This is a genomic window from Paenibacillus sp. FSL H8-0122 (assembly GCF_038005345.1).
Taxonomy (GTDB): domain Bacteria; phylum Bacillota; class Bacilli; order Paenibacillales; family Paenibacillaceae; genus Paenibacillus_AQ.
In genome coordinates this window covers 3,175,528-3,191,911 of record NZ_JBBOTB010000001.1, presented here as the reverse complement: position 1 = coordinate 3,191,911, position 16,384 = coordinate 3,175,528, and the positions used below count along the sequence as shown (strand labels likewise).

Annotated in this window: 17 protein-coding genes; 13 read left to right on the top strand and 4 right to left on the bottom strand. The window is 52.4% G+C overall.

Annotation, left to right across the window (positions count from 1 at the left end; genetic code table 11):
- Positions 1-165: 165 nt before the first annotated feature.
- From NSS64_RS13950 to NSS64_RS13925, 6 genes are all read left to right on the top strand, one after another.
- On the top strand, positions 166-975 hold the full coding sequence (locus tag NSS64_RS13950) for an SDR family oxidoreductase (RefSeq protein ID WP_340941074.1): 810 nt from the start codon (positions 166-168) through the stop codon (positions 973-975).
- 147 nt (positions 976-1,122) lie between these two features.
- Positions 1,123-1,911, top strand: coding sequence for a DUF2087 domain-containing protein (locus NSS64_RS13945; RefSeq protein WP_340992732.1), 789 nt, complete (start codon positions 1,123-1,125; stop codon positions 1,909-1,911).
- A gap of 25 nt (positions 1,912-1,936) precedes the next feature.
- Positions 1,937-2,317 (top strand): GIY-YIG nuclease family protein, encoded by a 381-nt coding sequence (locus NSS64_RS13940; protein WP_340992733.1) that lies wholly within the window; start codon positions 1,937-1,939, stop codon positions 2,315-2,317.
- Positions 2,318-2,480: 163 nt separating this feature from the next.
- Positions 2,481-2,891 (top strand): DnaJ family domain-containing protein, encoded by a 411-nt coding sequence (locus tag NSS64_RS13935; protein ID WP_341140490.1) that lies wholly within the window; start codon positions 2,481-2,483, stop codon positions 2,889-2,891.
- 189 nt (positions 2,892-3,080) lie between these two features.
- Positions 3,081-5,576, top strand: a complete 2,496-nt coding sequence (gene hrpB, locus NSS64_RS13930; protein ID WP_341140489.1) for an ATP-dependent helicase HrpB — start codon at positions 3,081-3,083, stop codon at positions 5,574-5,576.
- 108 nt (positions 5,577-5,684) lie between these two features.
- Positions 5,685-6,329, top strand: coding sequence for a general stress protein (locus NSS64_RS13925; RefSeq protein ID WP_341140488.1), 645 nt, complete (start codon positions 5,685-5,687; stop codon positions 6,327-6,329).
- A gap of 128 nt (positions 6,330-6,457) precedes the next feature.
- Here the strand turns inward: NSS64_RS13925 and NSS64_RS13920 are convergent, their stop codons facing one another.
- Complete coding sequence (locus tag NSS64_RS13920; protein WP_341140487.1) at positions 6,458-6,976, bottom strand: GNAT family N-acetyltransferase; 519 nt, start codon at positions 6,974-6,976, stop codon at positions 6,458-6,460.
- Positions 6,977-6,998: 22 nt separating this feature from the next.
- Positions 6,999-7,451, bottom strand: a complete 453-nt coding sequence (locus NSS64_RS13915) for a MarR family winged helix-turn-helix transcriptional regulator (protein ID WP_340992738.1) — start codon at positions 7,449-7,451, stop codon at positions 6,999-7,001.
- Positions 7,452-7,986: 535 nt separating this feature from the next.
- Here NSS64_RS13915 and NSS64_RS13910 point away from each other — a divergent pair.
- Complete coding sequence (locus NSS64_RS13910; RefSeq protein WP_340941066.1) at positions 7,987-8,346, top strand: helix-turn-helix transcriptional regulator; 360 nt, start codon at positions 7,987-7,989, stop codon at positions 8,344-8,346.
- 65 nt (positions 8,347-8,411) lie between these two features.
- Here the strand turns inward: NSS64_RS13910 and NSS64_RS13905 are convergent, their stop codons facing one another.
- The gene (locus NSS64_RS13905) at positions 8,412-8,975 is read right to left on the bottom strand and encodes a TraR/DksA C4-type zinc finger protein (protein WP_340992739.1); all 564 of its coding nucleotides are present in this window, start codon (positions 8,973-8,975) and stop codon (positions 8,412-8,414) included.
- Between the two features lie 187 nt (positions 8,976-9,162).
- On the opposite strand from NSS64_RS13905, the gene NSS64_RS13900 reads away from it, so the two are divergent.
- The 6 genes from NSS64_RS13900 (at position 9,163) to NSS64_RS13875 (ending at position 15,906) form a co-directional block, all read left to right on the top strand.
- On the top strand, positions 9,163-9,558 hold the full coding sequence (locus NSS64_RS13900; protein WP_036728841.1) for a DivIVA domain-containing protein: 396 nt from the start codon (positions 9,163-9,165) through the stop codon (positions 9,556-9,558).
- Positions 9,559-9,629: 71 nt separating this feature from the next.
- Positions 9,630-12,362 (top strand): CHASE3 domain-containing protein, encoded by a 2,733-nt coding sequence (locus NSS64_RS13895; protein WP_341140486.1) that lies wholly within the window; start codon positions 9,630-9,632, stop codon positions 12,360-12,362.
- A gap of 186 nt (positions 12,363-12,548) precedes the next feature.
- Entirely contained in the window at positions 12,549-13,415 is an 867-nt protein-coding gene (locus tag NSS64_RS13890) for a PRD domain-containing protein (RefSeq protein ID WP_340753842.1), read from the top strand.
- Between the two features lie 21 nt (positions 13,416-13,436).
- Complete coding sequence (locus NSS64_RS13885; RefSeq protein WP_340941063.1) at positions 13,437-13,952, top strand: PTS sugar transporter subunit IIA; 516 nt, start codon at positions 13,437-13,439, stop codon at positions 13,950-13,952.
- A gap of 43 nt (positions 13,953-13,995) precedes the next feature.
- Positions 13,996-15,450 carry an N-acetylglucosamine-specific PTS transporter subunit IIBC gene (gene nagE / locus NSS64_RS13880; RefSeq protein WP_340941061.1) on the top strand — a complete coding sequence of 485 codons (1,455 nt, stop codon included), beginning with the start codon at positions 13,996-13,998 and terminating at the stop codon, positions 15,448-15,450.
- A gap of 141 nt (positions 15,451-15,591) precedes the next feature.
- On the top strand, positions 15,592-15,906 hold the full coding sequence (locus NSS64_RS13875; RefSeq protein ID WP_341140485.1) for a hypothetical protein: 315 nt from the start codon (positions 15,592-15,594) through the stop codon (positions 15,904-15,906).
- 182 nt (positions 15,907-16,088) lie between these two features.
- Here the strand turns inward: NSS64_RS13875 and NSS64_RS13870 are convergent, their stop codons facing one another.
- The gene (locus NSS64_RS13870; RefSeq protein WP_445667796.1) at positions 16,089-16,343 is read right to left on the bottom strand and encodes a hypothetical protein; all 255 of its coding nucleotides are present in this window, start codon (positions 16,341-16,343) and stop codon (positions 16,089-16,091) included.
- Between the last annotated feature and the right edge of the window lie 41 nt (positions 16,344-16,384).

Below are 16,384 nucleotides of genomic sequence, written 5' to 3'. Positions count from 1 at the left end.
CTGACGGTAAGCTGCTCATTAGGCCCGGTTAATGGATGCGCTGTGCATGTTGCACAAGGTTTGTGCAATTTTTTGCATAATCTGATTATAATCAAGCATCAATTGGGTAATCTTGAAACAGAGCCATTACATGCAGAATGGTATTCACGGAAGGAGAGTGTACATATGAGCCCAAATATAGCAAAAAAGCAGCGTTTTCAAGGGAAAACAGCCATAATCACAGGTGCGGGCTCGGGAATCGGCAGAGCGGCAGCGATCCAGCTGGCACGTGAAGGTGCGAATGTCGCCTTGTTCGATCTGGTGAACGAACGTACCTCGATCCTTGAACAGAAATTGAATAAGCTGCGCAGGGACTGCGCGTTAGCGATTGATGTGGATACTTCGGATGCCGGCCGGATGGAGGAAGCGGTGCGCAGAACCGTAGAGCATTTCGGAGGCCTGGATATTGTGTTCGCCAATGCGGGCATTAACGGAGTGGTCGGGCCGATTGAGGAGCTGAGCGTAGGCGATTGGGAGAAGACCCTCTCTGTCAACTTGACAGGCACCTTCCTGACGCTGAAATACAGCATTCCCCATCTGAAAGAGAAGGGCAAAGGCAGTATTATTATTACCAGCTCCATCAACGGCAACAGCCGGTTCACCAGCTTCGGCTGGTCACCATACAGCACCACTAAGGCCGGCCAGGTCGCTTTTGCCAAGATGGCTGCACTGGAGCTGGCCAAGTTCAAAATCCGGGTCAATGTCATTTGTCCGGGAGCGATCGCCACGAATATCGACGAGAGCACGGAGTGGAACGATGATGTGGAGTCAATTGTCATTCCCATTGAATTCCCCGACGGTGCACAGCCGCTGGCTGACGGTCCGGGCAAACCGGAGAATGTGGCCGATCTGGTCGCGTTCCTGGCCTCGGATGAATCCATTCATATTACCGGCTCGCAGATTGTGATTGACGGTGCGGAGTCGCTGCTGTCTTAGGCATATTCTGCCGATTCTGCTATGAGACACTGCCATGATTGGCGGTGTTTTTCTTTTGTCACAAACAATCTAATTAGATGGTTGTAAAATAACAAACGAAATGATAATATGTCTTTATAAAAGCAAACAAAGGGTGTGGTGGTCCAGTTGGAAGGAGAGAATGAAGCAGTACGGATATCGGAGAAATTCTGGAATGCGTCCATTGCAGAATTGAAGCAGGGCTATAATGTGGAGACTGAAGAGCGGACGGAAAAGTATCATTGTCTGGTCTGCGGGGCTGCCTTCGAGAAGGGCTTGATCTATAAGGATGGAGAACAGTATTACGAAGCGGAGAAGTTCGCAGCCCTGCATGTGGACAGAGTTCATGGCGGGATGTTCAACTGGCTGCTGACGCTGGACAAGAAGCTGAGCGGGTTAACCGATTTGCAGAAGGGGCTGCTGCAGGCCTTCCGCCAAAGTCTTAGCGATGCAGAAGCAGCCAAGGAGCTGGGGATCGGCAGCACCTCCACAGTGCGTAACCACCGGTTCACGCTTCGCGAGAAGGTGAAGCAGGCCAAGCTGTTTTTGGCGGTTATGGAGCTGGCTGAGGAGAAGCCGGGAGCTTCATCGTCTTTTGTGAGTATACCGCGCACGGCTGTGATGGTTGATGAACGGTTCGCGATTACCGAGCAGGAGAACGCCGAGATTCTGGGCACCTATTTCAAACAGGGGCCGGATGGCCCGTTGTCAGAGTTCCCTAAACGGCAGAAGCGGAAGGCGGCGATTCTGCGCCATTTGCTTCAGCGTTTTGAGACAGGGCGCAAGTACAGTGAGAAGGAAATCAATGCGGTGCTCGAAGCTGCTTATCCCGATTATGTAACGCTCCGGCGTTATCTGATCGATTACGGGCTGCTGGACCGTGAAGATGACGGAAGCAGCTACTGGGTGAAATTATAACGGAGAGAAGAAGGGGAGAGAAATAATGACAGATAAATCCAGACGCAAGGAATTGGGATACAATTATGCACACTCGCACAGGCCAATGGGGGTATACCGGATTGTGAACACCGGCAACGACAAAATGTATGTGGGAAGCAGCCTGAATCTGGACGGGGTCTGGAATAAGCATAAGTTCATGCTGGATATCAAAGGCCATGACAACAAGGCGCTGCAGGAAGACTGGAATGAACGCGGGGAAGCGGGCTTCCGCTTCGAGGTGCTGGAGCAGATTAAGCCGGAAGAGGATTTCGTGGCCGATGTGCAGGAGCTGAAGAAATACCGCAAGATGCTGCCGGATATGGAGAGTAAATGGCTGGAGCAACTGTCTCCTTACGGGGAGCGCGGATATCATAAGCAGAAATAGCTTTCTGCCTGGTGATAAGAAGCGATAACTTACAGGCAACCGGGAATGAATTTCAGCAGCACCCGTGCTAAAATAAGGACAAAGCGGTAGCGGCGGGTATGCCGGATGTATGCAGGATGTAACAATAGGAAATCCTCAGCTGCTGATGAAAGGTGCGGTGTGTATGGCTATATTATCTTGGCTTGCAGAACAAAGAATTCAGGAAGCTATGCGCAGCGGGGAGTTCGCCAATCTTCCGGGGCACGGTAAGCCGCTGGAGCTGGAGGATCTCTCGGGCGTACCCGAGGAGCTGCGGATGTCCTACAAGATTATGAAGAACGCCGGATTGCTGCCCGAGGAAGTCACGCTGCGGGCAGAGTGCGTAACGCTCGAAGAGCTGCTGGTGGCTTGCCACCGAAGCGGCAACAGCACTGCCGAGGAACGCAAGGAGCTGGAGGGCAGGCTCTCCCTGAAGCGGCTGCGTCTTCAGATGCTTTTGCAGGAACGGGGGCTGGAAGGCAATGCTGCATATGCGGATTACGGGGACGCGATCGGGCAACGGCTGGCTGGAGTGGAACGGGATGGTAGGGAGTAGACGAGTATTGGAATATGAGACCTCCGGTTCATGGAACCAGGGTTTTTTGGTGCGAGATTATAGGGGAGCTTAGTGTTGAATGGGTCATCCTCTTCCAGCAGCAATGAACCGCTTGATATCTGGAATGAATTCGCCGATGATAGGGAGATGTAGATTAACTTAACCTTGAGCAGATGATGGAGAGATGAAATGAAGCAGCTTCCGATTATGCAGGTGCTCCCTGACCTGAAGAGAATTCTGACAGACCGTGCAGCGGCGATTCTGATTGCCGAGCCTGGAGCGGGGAAGACAACGGCGGTGCCGCCTGCTTTTTTGGAGGAGCCTTGGCTGGCCGGTAAAACCATTCTGATGCTGGAGCCCAGACGCCTGGCAGCCCGTTCGGCCGCAGCTTATATGGCGTCCTGTCTGGGGGAGAGTGTGGGTCAGACCGTAGGCTATCGTATGCGGATGGATACCAAGGTGGGGCGGAATACACGTATTGTTGTGGTGACGGAAGGCGTGCTGACGCGAATGTTCCAGAGCGATCCTTCGCTGGGGGATGTGGGGCTTGTGATCTTCGACGAGTTCCATGAGCGCAGCCTGCATGCGGATCTTGGACTGGCACTGGCGCTTGAAGCGCAGAGTGTGCTGCGCGAGGATCTGCGCATTCTGGTGATGTCGGCGACCTTGGATGGAGAACGCGTAGCTTCTCTACTGGGTGAAGCGCCGGTCGTCCGTTGTCCGGGCCGGACGTATCCGGTGGAGACGGTCTATGTGCCGGACGCTGCCGGTGGCTCCACCCCCGAGAAGTCCGCAGCCGCAGCTGTCCGCCGGGCGCTTGCTGAGCAGCCGGGGGATGTGCTGGTCTTTCTGCCCGGCGAGCGGGAGATCCGCCGGACGGAGCAGGAGCTGGCATCAGGAAGCCTGCCGCCGGGAACGGTGCTCCGGCCGCTCTATGGCCAATTGCCGCAGCCGCAGCAGGATGCGGCGGTGGCTCCTGCGGTGGAAGGCGAACGGAAGGTCGTACTGGCAACCTCCATTGCCGAGACGAGTCTGACCATCGAAGGCGTACGCTCGGTGATTGACACGGGGCTTCGCCGGACGCAGGTATTCTCTGCGCGTACCGGCATGCCGCGCTTAACGACGGTGCCGGTCTCGAAGGCCTCGGCCGATCAGCGGCGCGGCCGGGCAGGCCGCACAGCGCCAGGCGTCTGCTACAGGCTGTGGAGCCGGGAGGCGCATGATCATCTGCCGGACGATAACGTGCCGGAGATCATGGAGACCGACCTGGCGCAGCTCGCCCTGGAGCTGGCGCTGTGGGGCGTGCGCGATCCGGGAGCGCTCGCCTGGCTGGACGCGCCGCCTGCCGCGCCTTATGCGCAGGCGACGGCGCTGCTGCGCCAGCTCGGCGCGCTGGACGCCGGCGGCGCCATTACGCCGCACGGCCGCAGCATGGCCGTGCTTGGCGCGCACCCGCGCATCGCGCATATGCTGCTGCGCGCGGCAGACCTTGCAGCCGCGCCGCTCGCCGCCAGGCTCGCTGCGCTGCTGCAGGAGCGGGACCTCTTCCGGGGTCCCGCGGCTCTAGACAGCGACCTCACGCTGCGCGTGGAGGCGCTGCTCGGGTTCGAGCGCTCCGCCAGCAGCGGCGGAGCAGACCCGGCGGCCTTGCGCGCGGTGCAGCGCGAGAGCCGCAGCTTCCTGGCGCAGCTGCAGGCAGCGCCGGGCGAAGGGCCCGGCGACATCAGCCGCAGCGGCCTGCTGCTGTCGTTCGCCTATCCCGACCGGATCGGGCAGGAGCGCGGCAATGGCGCGTTCCTGCTCTCCGGCGGCCGGGGGGCGGCGATGCGCGAGGGCCAGCCGCTGGCGCGCTCGCCCTACATCGTGGCACCCGGCGTGGATGACCGTGCCGGGCAGAGCCGGATTATGCTTGCCGCAGCGCTCTCCGAGCAGGACCTGCTGAAGCATCATGCGGACAGCCTTCTGGAGGAGCGTGAAGTCTACTGGGACAGTGAGAGCGGAAGCGTGAAGGCGCGAAGAGTGACCCGGCTGGGGGCGCTCATTTTGAAGCAAACGACCCATGAGCGGGCTACTCCCGAGGAGACGGAGAGCGTACTGCTGAAGGTGATCGCGGCGGAAGGGCTACAGCTGCTGCCATGGGAGAAAGGGACCACTCAGCTGCGGCAGCGGATGGAATTCATGCACTCACTGCGGGCCGACTGGCCCGATATGTCGGATGAGGCGTTGACGGATACATTGGAGGAATGGCTGGCACCCTTTATACAAGGGATGCGGAATCTCCGTGATTTACAGCGGCTGAAGCTGACGCAGGCGCTGGAGGGGATGCTGGACTGGAACAGCCGCCAATTGCTGAACAAGGAGGCGCCGACGCATATTACGGTACCGAGCGGTTCGCGGGTTCCCCTGGATTACAGTAATCCGGGGGCGCCGGTACTGGCAGTCAGGCTGCAGGAGATGTTCGGGCAGACGGATACTCCGCGGATCGGCGGAGGGAAGGTCCCGGTGCTGCTGCACCTGCTGTCTCCGGCGAGAAGGCCGATGCAGATCACCTCAGATCTGGCCAGCTTCTGGCAGAACACCTATTTCGAGGTGAAAAAAGATCTGAAAGGCCGTTATCCCAAGCACTACTGGCCGGATAATCCGCTGGAGGCAGCACCGACCAACCGTACCCGTCCTACCAAATAGAATGTAGTTGTGATCAGGCATTAATGCATCCGAAGAAGCTTTTCCTGTTTGGGCACCGCCTGAACGGGTAATACAATAGCGAACAACAATTACGAAGGAGGGCTTCAAGTGACAGAGAAAATTATTGGCGTATTCGATACGGAACAAGAAGCAACCAGAGCAATTGAAAGTTTGCAGAGACAAGGGTTCACGAACGATGAGATTTCAGTAATAACGAAGGATCGAGATGACCTGAAACACATCTCCGAAGATACAGGAACGATGGCGCCGGAAGGCGTTGCTACAGGTGCGGCCACCGGCGGCGTAGTGGGCGGAATTACCGGCCTGCTGGCCGGGATCGGTGCGCTGGCTATTCCGGGAATTGGTCCAATCCTTGCTGCAGGCCCAATCGCAGCTACACTAACAGGGGCTGCCATCGGAGTAGGAGCAGGCGGACTGGTGGGCGGATTAATCGGACTCGGCATTCCTGAGGATGAGGCCAGAGATTACGAAGGCTACATCGACAGCGGCAAAATCCTCGTCCTGGTCGATGACAATGGCCGTGGAAGAGATATCCATACCGTGTTCCGGGGGAACCGTTCACTCAACTCGGGCCGGTACGACAGCCTGTACCCGGAGGATACACTGGCGGACCGCGGAGCAACTAACCCGGATCTGGTCCCTAGGGACACAACGGTTGGCAATACCTTGGGCAACAGAGACTCGATGAATGCAGACCGTGACCCGGACCTCTACAACCGCGACAAAATCTAAAAATTAGAGCAGGCTTAAGCCCGCTCCTATAGCATACTTAAGGACTGCCTGCGGCGAACATGCCGGGGCAGTTCTTTGTGCTTGTTTTAGGCTGCTGTGAGGGTACTGGGCCAAATATCCTAATTGTGCTAGAGGATGATTCTGGTCATGATCAGATCTGTTTGCTCCTCGTCACCCATATAGAAAGAATGAGTTCCTGTCTGTACGAAATTCAATTTTGTATAAAAGGCAACTGCGTTTCCGTTTTGTTCCCAAACCCCCAGCCAGAGCTTCCTCTTATTCTTTTCGGTCGCGATTTCCACCGCTTTCTCAATCAGCTTTTTCCCTAGCCCCAGTCTATGAAAGGGCCTTCTAATATAGATCCGTTCCACTTCAAGCGAGTCCTTGTCCATATGTTCAGTTTGGGCATCATCTGCGTTAACCTTCAGGTACCCGGCAATTTCTTCATTATAATAGATGAAATAAAATTCAGAATGGCGGTTGGCGCATTCTTTTTTTAATTGCTCTGTACGAAATGCTCTTTTCAAATAAGCTTCCATAGCTTCTGGTGAATTTTGATTTTTGAAGGTGTCCGTAAACGTTTCAATACTGATTTTTTGCAAGGTCTCCAGATCGCCGGAAGAGCATCTCTTTATCAAAATAGTCATCTATAATTCTCCTTTTGTATAATCAATAGTCCCGTTTGTTTCCCTTTTTTACATATTCCCAGTCTTTTTCCACATTGGACCTGACTCTTTGCAGGAGTGTTACCAGGGTTTCAGCCTCACTTTCGGAGAAGCCGGACAGCGCTACGCTATTAGAATAATCGTTCTCTCTCTTGAGCAGAGGGTAGACGGCCTGCCCTTTCTCTGTAGGGATCAGCCTCTTGATTTTTTTGTTGTGCCGATCTTCATTTTTTTCAATAAAACCGTTAATCTCAAGTTTCTGTATAGCGCGGGCAGCCGTTGTCCGGTCCACTTTAATCATTTCAGCCAGCTTCTCCTGGATCATCCCCGGATGCTCACAGATCCGCACCAGATACAAATATTGCCCCCGGGTAAGGTCATATTGCTTAAATTCGATATTGCTGATGGAGTCCAGTGACCGGGCAATCATTCCAACCTCGCGTAGAATCTCCTTCATAATCGCAGCTCCATTGATCATTTATTTTCCAAGCCTATAGTTTTAAAATAATACATGAATTTTGTTGCAATTACAACAAAATAAATAAGAGTAATCGTCTGTGGAGAGGCAGAGAGGGGGGTTATTCATGTTAATTCATCATATGAAAAATTCACAATAACCTTTATTCTGCAGAGGCGTTAAGCAACGGGTGTCAGGGGACGCAAGTTAAAGTCGTTCTCTATTAATATAATTTCATTATATGAAAAATTCACAATAGAAGAATAAAACCACCCACCGTATCTACCTATACCATCTAAACGCCTCACAACATCAGTACCTATCTTCTTCAAAACGGAAAAAGTAAACCTAAACTCCGCACCGAAAAAATGAAACTATAAAATATAACTTGTTGTGAAAGCTGGGAAATAGAGTTTATACTAGAGTTGTAGCTGGAAATGCTACCCACATCATTTGACTGCCGGATTTAAGTGACAAGGGTCTATGGCTGTTCTTCTCTAAGGATTCCACAAAAAAACACCCCGGGAGGTGTCTTATGGCGTTTATGATTGCCCAGCGGGCGTTTATAAAGGTATATCTGATTACGATGGTGGAGCAGCACAAGGGGTATGGTTATCAGATGCTGGAGGATTTGCGCAGAGATTTCAAAGCCCATGGTTATTCTCCTCCCCAAAGTGAAATCTACCGTGCCCTGCATGAGCTGGTGCAGCAGGGGATACTCTACCGCACCAAGCAGTTGAAGGGAAACGACCCCAAGGTCGATTTCCAGGAGATTGTCCTGTATCATTTCACCTCGGACGGGGAGGAGAAGGCCAAGCTCTACAAAAAGCAAGTGAAGACCGACCTCGACCGCTGTCTGGGTATCCTTAATAAGGCGGTCGCTGACAACTTCTGAGCGGGCTTCCGGCGCTTACGAAATTCGTTAGCCCGGAATTAAGATTCTGGCTTCGGCCTGCCGGCTCAGGTATCCTCTTCTTCAGAATCCTGGCCCGGCGGGGTTACCGGCGAGCTTGCGCTGCCATAATCCTCCACGGCTTCCCAGGCACCGGCGTCATCGAATCTGCCGCTATTCTGCTGACGTCCTTCGCCTGCACCGGCTGGCGGCGGGGTCATAACCTCTTCTTCCACAGGGCGTGCGCCGGTGTCACGGCTGGTTGGGGCATGCTCCACGGTATAGCGGGTGTAGGGGATGGCCTCAAGCCGCTCATAGGGAATCTCTTGCTTGCTGGCTTCGCAGATACCGTACGTTCCGTCATCCATCCGCGCAAGAGCAGCCTCGATCTCCGTTAATTCTTCGGATAGCGAGGTGTTGATGGACAGGTCGCGGCTGCGTTCAAACGTCTCCGTTCCTGTATCGGCGGGATGGTTATCGACCGAAGAGAGCTCGCCCGTAGAGAGGATAAGGGAATCGCCAAGCAGGCTGTCTTCTGCTCCATTGCCGGAGAAATGCTGCTCCAGCTCTGCCTTGCGCTCCTCAAGGGCTGCCCGCAGTATATTCAATTGGTCTTTGGTTAAGTGGCTCATGTGTCATCTTCCTTTCAGCTGGATTAGTAGTTACACTGTCGTAATCTTACCTTACCCTAATGTGTTATAGGGCAATCAGCAGGCATCCCTATGCTGAATTGTAACTTTAGTGATATTTTCATGCTGCTTTCACCCTGTTATAATAATACCTGCCGGATGAATGCAGCATACACTTGGAGGTTATGAAATGGACGAACATATGAAACGGCGGCTGGATAAGCAGAGAAAGCTGTTCAGCCAGCTCGGTATTACCCTTGATGCACTTACCATTCATGAGAAGGAATTCAGTATGAAGCTTCGCGGCTATGATGCCGAAGAGGTGGATACGTTCCTGGACAGCGTCATTAAGGATTATGAACGGTTCTATGCTACCATAGCGGATCTGATGGATAAGTGGCAGGAGCAGCAGATTGAGATGAAAGAGCTGAAGGCAGAGGTGAAGACCGCAGCCACTCCGGCCCCGGTTCCGATTATTAAGGGAATTGATCCGCAGGATCTGGAGGATATCATCATCAAGCTGGAAGCCAATGTGCGTCAGCTCAAGGACAGATTGCCTATACCCCGCACGGAGGGGTATTTGTAAGCCCTGTACAGCCACAGCGTGAGAGACAACAATATGCAGCATAAGTATAACTCTGGACGGGGGTTGGACCATTGCCGGAGAAGCATGCTTGGAGCTTGAAGATCCGCGGCAAAATCGCACTTGGATATGTCATCATACTATTAATGCTGGGGCTATTTCTGATTATAGTCTCTGGCCGGATTAACAGCCTGGAGAAAGAAACCGTGTTCTTGAGCGATCATGATATAGAAGTTCATGAACTTACATATCAAATTGAGAAAAATGTACTGGATATGGAGACCGGACAGCGGGGGTACGTCCTTACCGACGATGAGTCATACCTGGCGCCGTATAATGACGGGCTGGTGCAGTGGAGAATTAATGCAGCGAAGCTGAATAATCTCATTGCCGATAACCCGAAGCAGGTACGGAATCTGGACACGATTACGGATAATATCGAGAAGTGGGTCGATGTCGCCGGACAGCACGTGGTTGAGCTGAAGAAAAATGGCCATTCTGAGGCGGTCAACGCTTTTTTCCGCAATGACACGGGGAAAAATCTCGTCGATACGATCCGTTCCCAGTCCGATTACTTCCGTGACATCGAACGCACGCTCACGAATGACCGGATCAGCAACCTGAAGGACAGCAATCATAAGCTGTTGATCACCATGTACATATTGTGGGGATTGGTGGTCGTACTTGCGCTGCTCATCACTTATCTGCTCTCGGCCAGCATTGTGAATCCTCTGCACAGCGTCATACAGGCGATCAACAGTATTGCCTCCGGCGGTAACCGCTCGGAGCGCATTAAGGTGAAGACTCTGGATGAAATCTATGACCTGGGCGAAGCGACGAACGGGCTGCTGGATAACGTGCAGCGGGAGCAGTGGACGAGCGAGCAGCTCACCTCCATGTCGATTGCCCTGCAAGAGACAGTTGATATGCCTTCGCTGTGCAGAATTTTTGTCAGCCGGTTGTCGGTTATGCTGGAAATGCAGTATGCCACTATATACGTCGTGAATAACGAGGAACTGTTCGAGCGCATCTATTCCTATGCAGGTGCAGAGAATAAGGAAGAACGCATCGGGCCGGAGGTTATTCAGCCGGGAGTAGGCCTGGCAGGTCAATGTGCGCTGGATCAGCGGATGAACGTGATTGAGCAATTGCCTGATGACTATATCTCCATCAGCTCCGCTCTGGGCAGAACACCGCCGAGGTTCGCTGTGATTGCTCCGATTATTTTTGAGAACAAGACCGTTGCTGTCCTGGAGATTGCTGCGCTGACCCGTTGGGCGCCTTACCATTTCGAGCTGCTGAAGGAATTGCTGGACATGATGGGTGTTACCGTGAATTCGGTGAAGACCCGGATGGAGATCCAGAGGCTTCTGCATGAGTCGCAGGTGATGAACGAAGAGCTTCAGGTTCAATCCGAAGAGCTTCAGACCCAGTCCGAGGAGATGCAGATGCAGACGGAGGAGCTTCAGAGTCAGACCAGCGAGCTGTTAACCGTGAACAAGGAGCTGGAGAACCAGAAAGCGGTAGCCGAGAATGCAGCGATCGAGCTGGAGCGGTACAATGAACAGCTGGAGCAGAGCTCGCGCTACAAGTCTGAATTCCTGGCCAATATGTCGCATGAGCTGCGTACTCCGCTGAACAGTATGCTGATTCTCTCGCAGCTCCTGACGGAGAACCGCAATCATACGTTAACCGAGGAAGAATTGGGCTATGCCTCAGTCATTTACAATTCCGGCAGTGATCTGCTTAGTATGATTAACGATATTCTGGATCTCTCCAAGGTGGAAGCGGGCAAAATGCTGGTGGAAATGGACGCCGTTAATCTCACCGAGCTGCCCTCGCTGCTGCAGGGGTATTTCGGCAAGCTTGCTGAATCGCAGAACGTGGAGTTTAACGTGACCCTGAACCCGGAGGTTCCGGATCTGTTCTTCACCGATGAGATGCGCCTGCATCAGATTCTGCGGAATCTGCTGTCCAATGCCTTCAAATTCACTGAGCAGGGCTCTGTGACCGTGGAGATTACCAAGCTGGCGGCATATTCGGATCAGAGTTACATAACAGAAGGGCCGGTGCTGGCCTTTGCTGTCCAGGATACCGGAATCGGCATCTCCGAAGAGAACCGTGAGCTGATCTTCGAGGCCTTCCGCCAGGTGGACGGAACGACTGCCCGCAAATTCGGGGGAACCGGTCTGGGCTTGTCCATCTCCCAGCAATTGGCTCAGCTGCTGGGCGGGCATATCAGCCTGGAGAGCGAAGAAGGGAAGGGCAGTACATTCACCTTGTATCTCCCATGCCGTGAACTGGACAGTGAAGAAGAACCGTTCCATCCGGCGGAGCTGGCTCAGACTGCAGCCGGGTCGGAGCACTCCAGAACCGTTCATGATACAGGGCAGCCGGGTAATAGCGGTGACTCCCTGTTCGAGAAAGAATACGCCATGCTGCAAGGCAGGACTGTCCTGATTGTAGATGATGATATGCGTAATATTTATGCCTTGCAGAAGGGTCTGGAGCCTTACGGAATGATCATCATGACCGCTCAGACGGGTTATGAATGTCTTCAAGTGGTTAGAGAGCAGCCGGAGGTGGATATCGTACTCCTGGATATTATGATGCCGGTTCTGGACGGTTATGACACGCTGTCTATTATCCGTGAGGAGATGCATCTCACCGACCTCCCGATCATTGCAATCTCTGCCAAGACGATGAAGGAAGACCGTGAGCGTTGCCTGGCCGCCGGAGCCACTGATTTTATCAGCAAGCCGGTATTGATGCAGGACGTCATTACACGAATGTGCCGGTACATTTGACTTTTCCAAAAACCCATTGACGGGAATACAAGGTATGCTTTATGATGGGTTCATAAATGATCATTTATATGCAGTGGCGTGTTACCTTAACAGGGCATGAGCCAAGATTCGTACTCAATACTTTGAGTCCAGTCTTGGCTCTTTTTTGTGCAAAAAATCAGGCAATGGGCGGAAAGGAGGGGGAACTTGGCGAGGGACACTGAACAATTTCAGGTGCTGCGGGTGATTGGGAATAATGTCGTAATGGTAGAGGGCGGCAAGAAGAGCAAGGAATATGTAATTATCGGCAAGGGCATCGGGTTTGCGCTTAAGGATACGGGTGTTATTGATTCGGATGATCCCCGGATTGAGAAGCTGTTTCGGCTGGAGGACCGGGAGGAATGGAGTCAGTATCAGATTCTGCTGGAGGACATTGATCCCAAGGTCATGAGGATTACGGATGAGATTATCTCTGATATCGCCCGTGAGTTTCCCGGCAAGCTAAACGACAAGATCTATTTGGCGCTCCCCAGCCATATCCAATTCACCATTTTCCGCTTGCGCAGCGGGATGGACATAGTGAATCCATTCCTGGAGGAGACCCGGATGACATTCCCCAAGGAATTTGAGATCGCTTCCAAGGCGGCCGGGAAGATCAGTGAAGGCTTTGAAGTGCAGATTCCTGAGGACGAGGTCGGTTTCCTTACTTACCATGTCTATTCTGCGGTCAGCAATGTGCCGGTGGGCCAGCTTGTGAAGGCCTCCAACATTGTCAGTGAACTGATGGAGATGATCCGCAGTGAACGCAAGATCCGCTTTGAGCAGGGCAGTATGAATCATGTCCGGCTGATGGTTCACTTGAGATTCTCGATTGAACGGATTCTGCAGGGTTCGCTCATCGACAATCCTTTTGTGAAGCATATCAAGAAGGAATACAAGGATGAATACAAGCTCGCGCACAGGATGGGCAAAGTCATGCAGGGTAAGCTCAGTGTAGACGTACCCGAAGAAGAAATCTGCTTTTTGGCTATGCATCTGCACCGGCTGTTCCAGACGATAGAGAAGAATAAATAGCAGCAGCAAGGAGTGACTTTTATGTTTTCGAGATGGAAAGCTAAAAAAGAAGAGAAACCTACTGAGGCGGTAAGCCGCCTGGAGATATACGCTCCGGTCAGCGGACAGTCCGTACCATTAACGGAAGTGCCGGACGAGACCTTTGCTGGCGGGCATATGGGCCAAGGTATTGCCATAGAACCTATAGAGGGACGTTTAACGGCCCCGTTTGACGGAAAAATTGCGCATGTGGTTAAAACGAATCACGCTCTAATCCTGGAGCATGCCTCAGGGTTACAGCTGCTGATGCACATCGGAATTGATACGGTCAGCTTGCGGGGGGAAGGCTTCATCAGCCATATTGCCAACGGAGATGAAGTGCAGGCAGGGCAGACGCTGATCGAATTCGATCTGGAAGCGATCCGTGCTGCGGGGTACCGTACCATTACTCCAGTGATTGTGACCCATAACGGGGAGGAACCTCCGGAGGTCGATTGCCATTACGGCCAGGTTACGGCAGGAACAAGCACTATTCTTACAGTAGCTTCACAGGCTTAGAACATACATGTACTAAATATGAAACCAGGGGGATGATTTCATTATGTTGGCTTTTCTACAGAAGTTAGGGAAATCTCTGATGCTTCCAGTCGCAACTTTACCGGCGGCAGCCATACTGCAAGGGTTCGGACTAATTAATTATGAGAAGGATTTCCATCTGGGCAGTACCGTCGGCGGATTCCTCAACCAGTATGTGGCTCCTTTTCTGAATGCGGGTGCGGGTGCTATATTCGGTAATCTGGCGCTGATTTTTGCAATTGGGGTAGCGATCGGGTTCGCAGGGGATGCGGTTGCCGCGCTGTCTGCCCTCATTGCGTATCAGGTGCTGGACAGTATTCTTAAGGTGCTTCCGGCCCAAATGCCGTTCATCGCCGATGATGTGAAGCTGAATATGGGCGTGCTGGGCGGGATTTTTGCCGGAGCCTGGGCTGCTTACCTGTACAAGAAATATCATAATATTAAAATGCCCGACTGGCTGGGCTTCTTCGCAGGCAAACGTTTCGTACCCATTATCACCGCTATCACCACCATGATTCTCGCAGTGCTGATCGGCATGATCTGGAGCCCGATTCAGGATGTCATCAGTGACTTCGGCACCTGGGTTGTCGGTCTCGGAGGGGCAGGGGCCTTTGTATTTGGGACGGCTAACCGTCTGCTGCTTCCGTTCGGCCTGCATCATGTCATCAACGCTATCGCCTGGTTCCAGCTCGGTGATTTCACGAACGCTGCTGGGGATATTGTTCACGGAGATCTGACGCGCTTCTTCGCCGGAGACAAGACTGCGGGAATGTTCATGACAGGCTTCTTCCCGATTATGATGTTCGCTATGCCGGGTGCTGCCCTGGCGTTCATTCACACAGCCAAACCGTCGAAACGCAAAATGGTCGCGTCCATCTTCATCGGGTCGGCGATTGCTTCCTTCCTGACAGGAATCACGGAGCCGCTGGAATTCTCCTTCATGTTCCTCGCACCGCTGCTGTATCTGGTACACGCTTTGCTGACGGGTTTTGCCGGATTCCTGATGTATGTGCTGGATGTGAAGCTCGGGTTCGGATTCTCTGCCGGGCTCATTGATTACCTGCTTAACATGAAGCAGTCCACCAACGCGTGGGTGCTGATTCCGGTTGGGCTTGGCTTCTTCGTCCTCTACTATGTGCTGTTCCGGTTCATCATCGTCAAGTTCAACCTCAAAACTCCCGGACGCGAGGATGAGACGGAAGATGACCTGATTGATCTGTCCAAGAGTGGTACAGCCGCGTCGTCCTCTTCCAGAGCCGCCAAGATTCTGGAGAACATCGGCGGTCCTGCGAACATCCGCAGCATCGATGCCTGTATTACCCGCTTGCGTCTTAACGTAAATGATGACAAAGCGGTTAAGGACTCCGCACTCAAGCAACTGGGTGCTTCCGGTGTCATGCGGCTTGGGCAGGGTGCCGTACAGATTGTGTTCGGACCGCAGTCCGAACAGCTGAAGGATGATATTAAGAAGCTGATGTAGCTTGAAGCTGGTCAGCACAGAAGAATAGCTTTTCCTGGCAGGCATCCTTCATGGGATGTCTGTTTTTTTATGCGCAGACTATTGCAATATCTACAATACCGAGTATAATACTTGGTATAAAGAAAAAAGGAGTCGGTACCTTTGTCAATAGATGATTATCTGGATTTGCTGAATTACGCCAAGGCAATTAACGATGAACAGTGGCAGGCTGATCTCCTGGAGCAATTGAATAACTATGAAATGCTTGCCGAAGAAAAAAAACAAGTGGATAGTGTGAGAGCGCTGTGGTCGCGGTTCGACGATATTAACTTATTGCTGATGCAATTATTCGATAAGCTGAGAGAGCAAGAGGATACAACGAATAGCGGTCTGTGGAGAGAACAGATGTGGGAGCTGAAGATGGAGCGGATTCACGTGGCTAAGCAGCTTCAAGCGCGGTATATCAAGATTAGATAGAGGATAGAGAAGAAATAATCGGAGATATGATTAGGTAGATATAGAGGTAATATAGTTTAACTAAAAAATGGCATGCAGTTAGTCTGCTCAGCCATGACATGCACAATAAAGGTGAATTTCGCAGATTCACTCTCAAGGGCTTGCCGTTGTAAACCTGGACTTACTTGGACATTTCCATTCCATTACGCATCATGGTCATACACATGGTCATCATTTCGTCGCACTGCTGCATTTGAGTCATCATCTTGTCCATATCCATGTTCATCATGCCCATTTGGGTCATGGTTTCCATGCACATTTTCATGTTCTTCATCTTCGACATCATGTCTTCCATACACATGTTCATCATCATTTCCATACATTTCTGTTCCATCATTAACTCCACCTTTCAATTTATAATAGTTTACACCTAATAAACTACTATATTTTATTGGCAAGATCAACCTTTTAATGGATATACACCAGATATCAGTCCTAC

What these genes read in the sequence shown, in the direction of transcription:
- NSS64_RS13950 (WP_340941074.1), top strand. Translation starts at nt 166, where the DNA reads ATGAGCCCAAATATAGCAAAAAAGCAGCGTTTTCAAGGGAAAACAGCC.
- NSS64_RS13940 (WP_340992733.1), top strand. Translation starts at nt 1,937, where the DNA reads ATGACAGATAAATCCAGACGCAAGGAATTGGGATACAATTATGCACAC.
- NSS64_RS13935 (WP_341140490.1), top strand. Translation starts at nt 2,481, where the DNA reads ATGGCTATATTATCTTGGCTTGCAGAACAAAGAATTCAGGAAGCTATG.
- hrpB (WP_341140489.1), top strand. Translation starts at nt 3,081, where the DNA reads ATGAAGCAGCTTCCGATTATGCAGGTGCTCCCTGACCTGAAGAGAATT.
- NSS64_RS13920 (WP_341140487.1), bottom strand. Translation starts at nt 6,976, where the DNA reads ATGACTATTTTGATAAAGAGATGCTCTTCCGGCGATCTGGAGACCTTG.
- NSS64_RS13915 (WP_340992738.1), bottom strand. Translation starts at nt 7,451, where the DNA reads ATGAAGGAGATTCTACGCGAGGTTGGAATGATTGCCCGGTCACTGGAC.
- NSS64_RS13910 (WP_340941066.1), top strand. Translation starts at nt 7,987, where the DNA reads ATGGCGTTTATGATTGCCCAGCGGGCGTTTATAAAGGTATATCTGATT.
- NSS64_RS13905 (WP_340992739.1), bottom strand. Translation starts at nt 8,975, where the DNA reads ATGAGCCACTTAACCAAAGACCAATTGAATATACTGCGGGCAGCCCTT.
- NSS64_RS13900 (WP_036728841.1), top strand. Translation starts at nt 9,163, where the DNA reads ATGGACGAACATATGAAACGGCGGCTGGATAAGCAGAGAAAGCTGTTC.
- NSS64_RS13885 (WP_340941063.1), top strand. Translation starts at nt 13,437, where the DNA reads ATGTTTTCGAGATGGAAAGCTAAAAAAGAAGAGAAACCTACTGAGGCG.
- nagE (WP_340941061.1), top strand. Translation starts at nt 13,996, where the DNA reads ATGTTGGCTTTTCTACAGAAGTTAGGGAAATCTCTGATGCTTCCAGTC.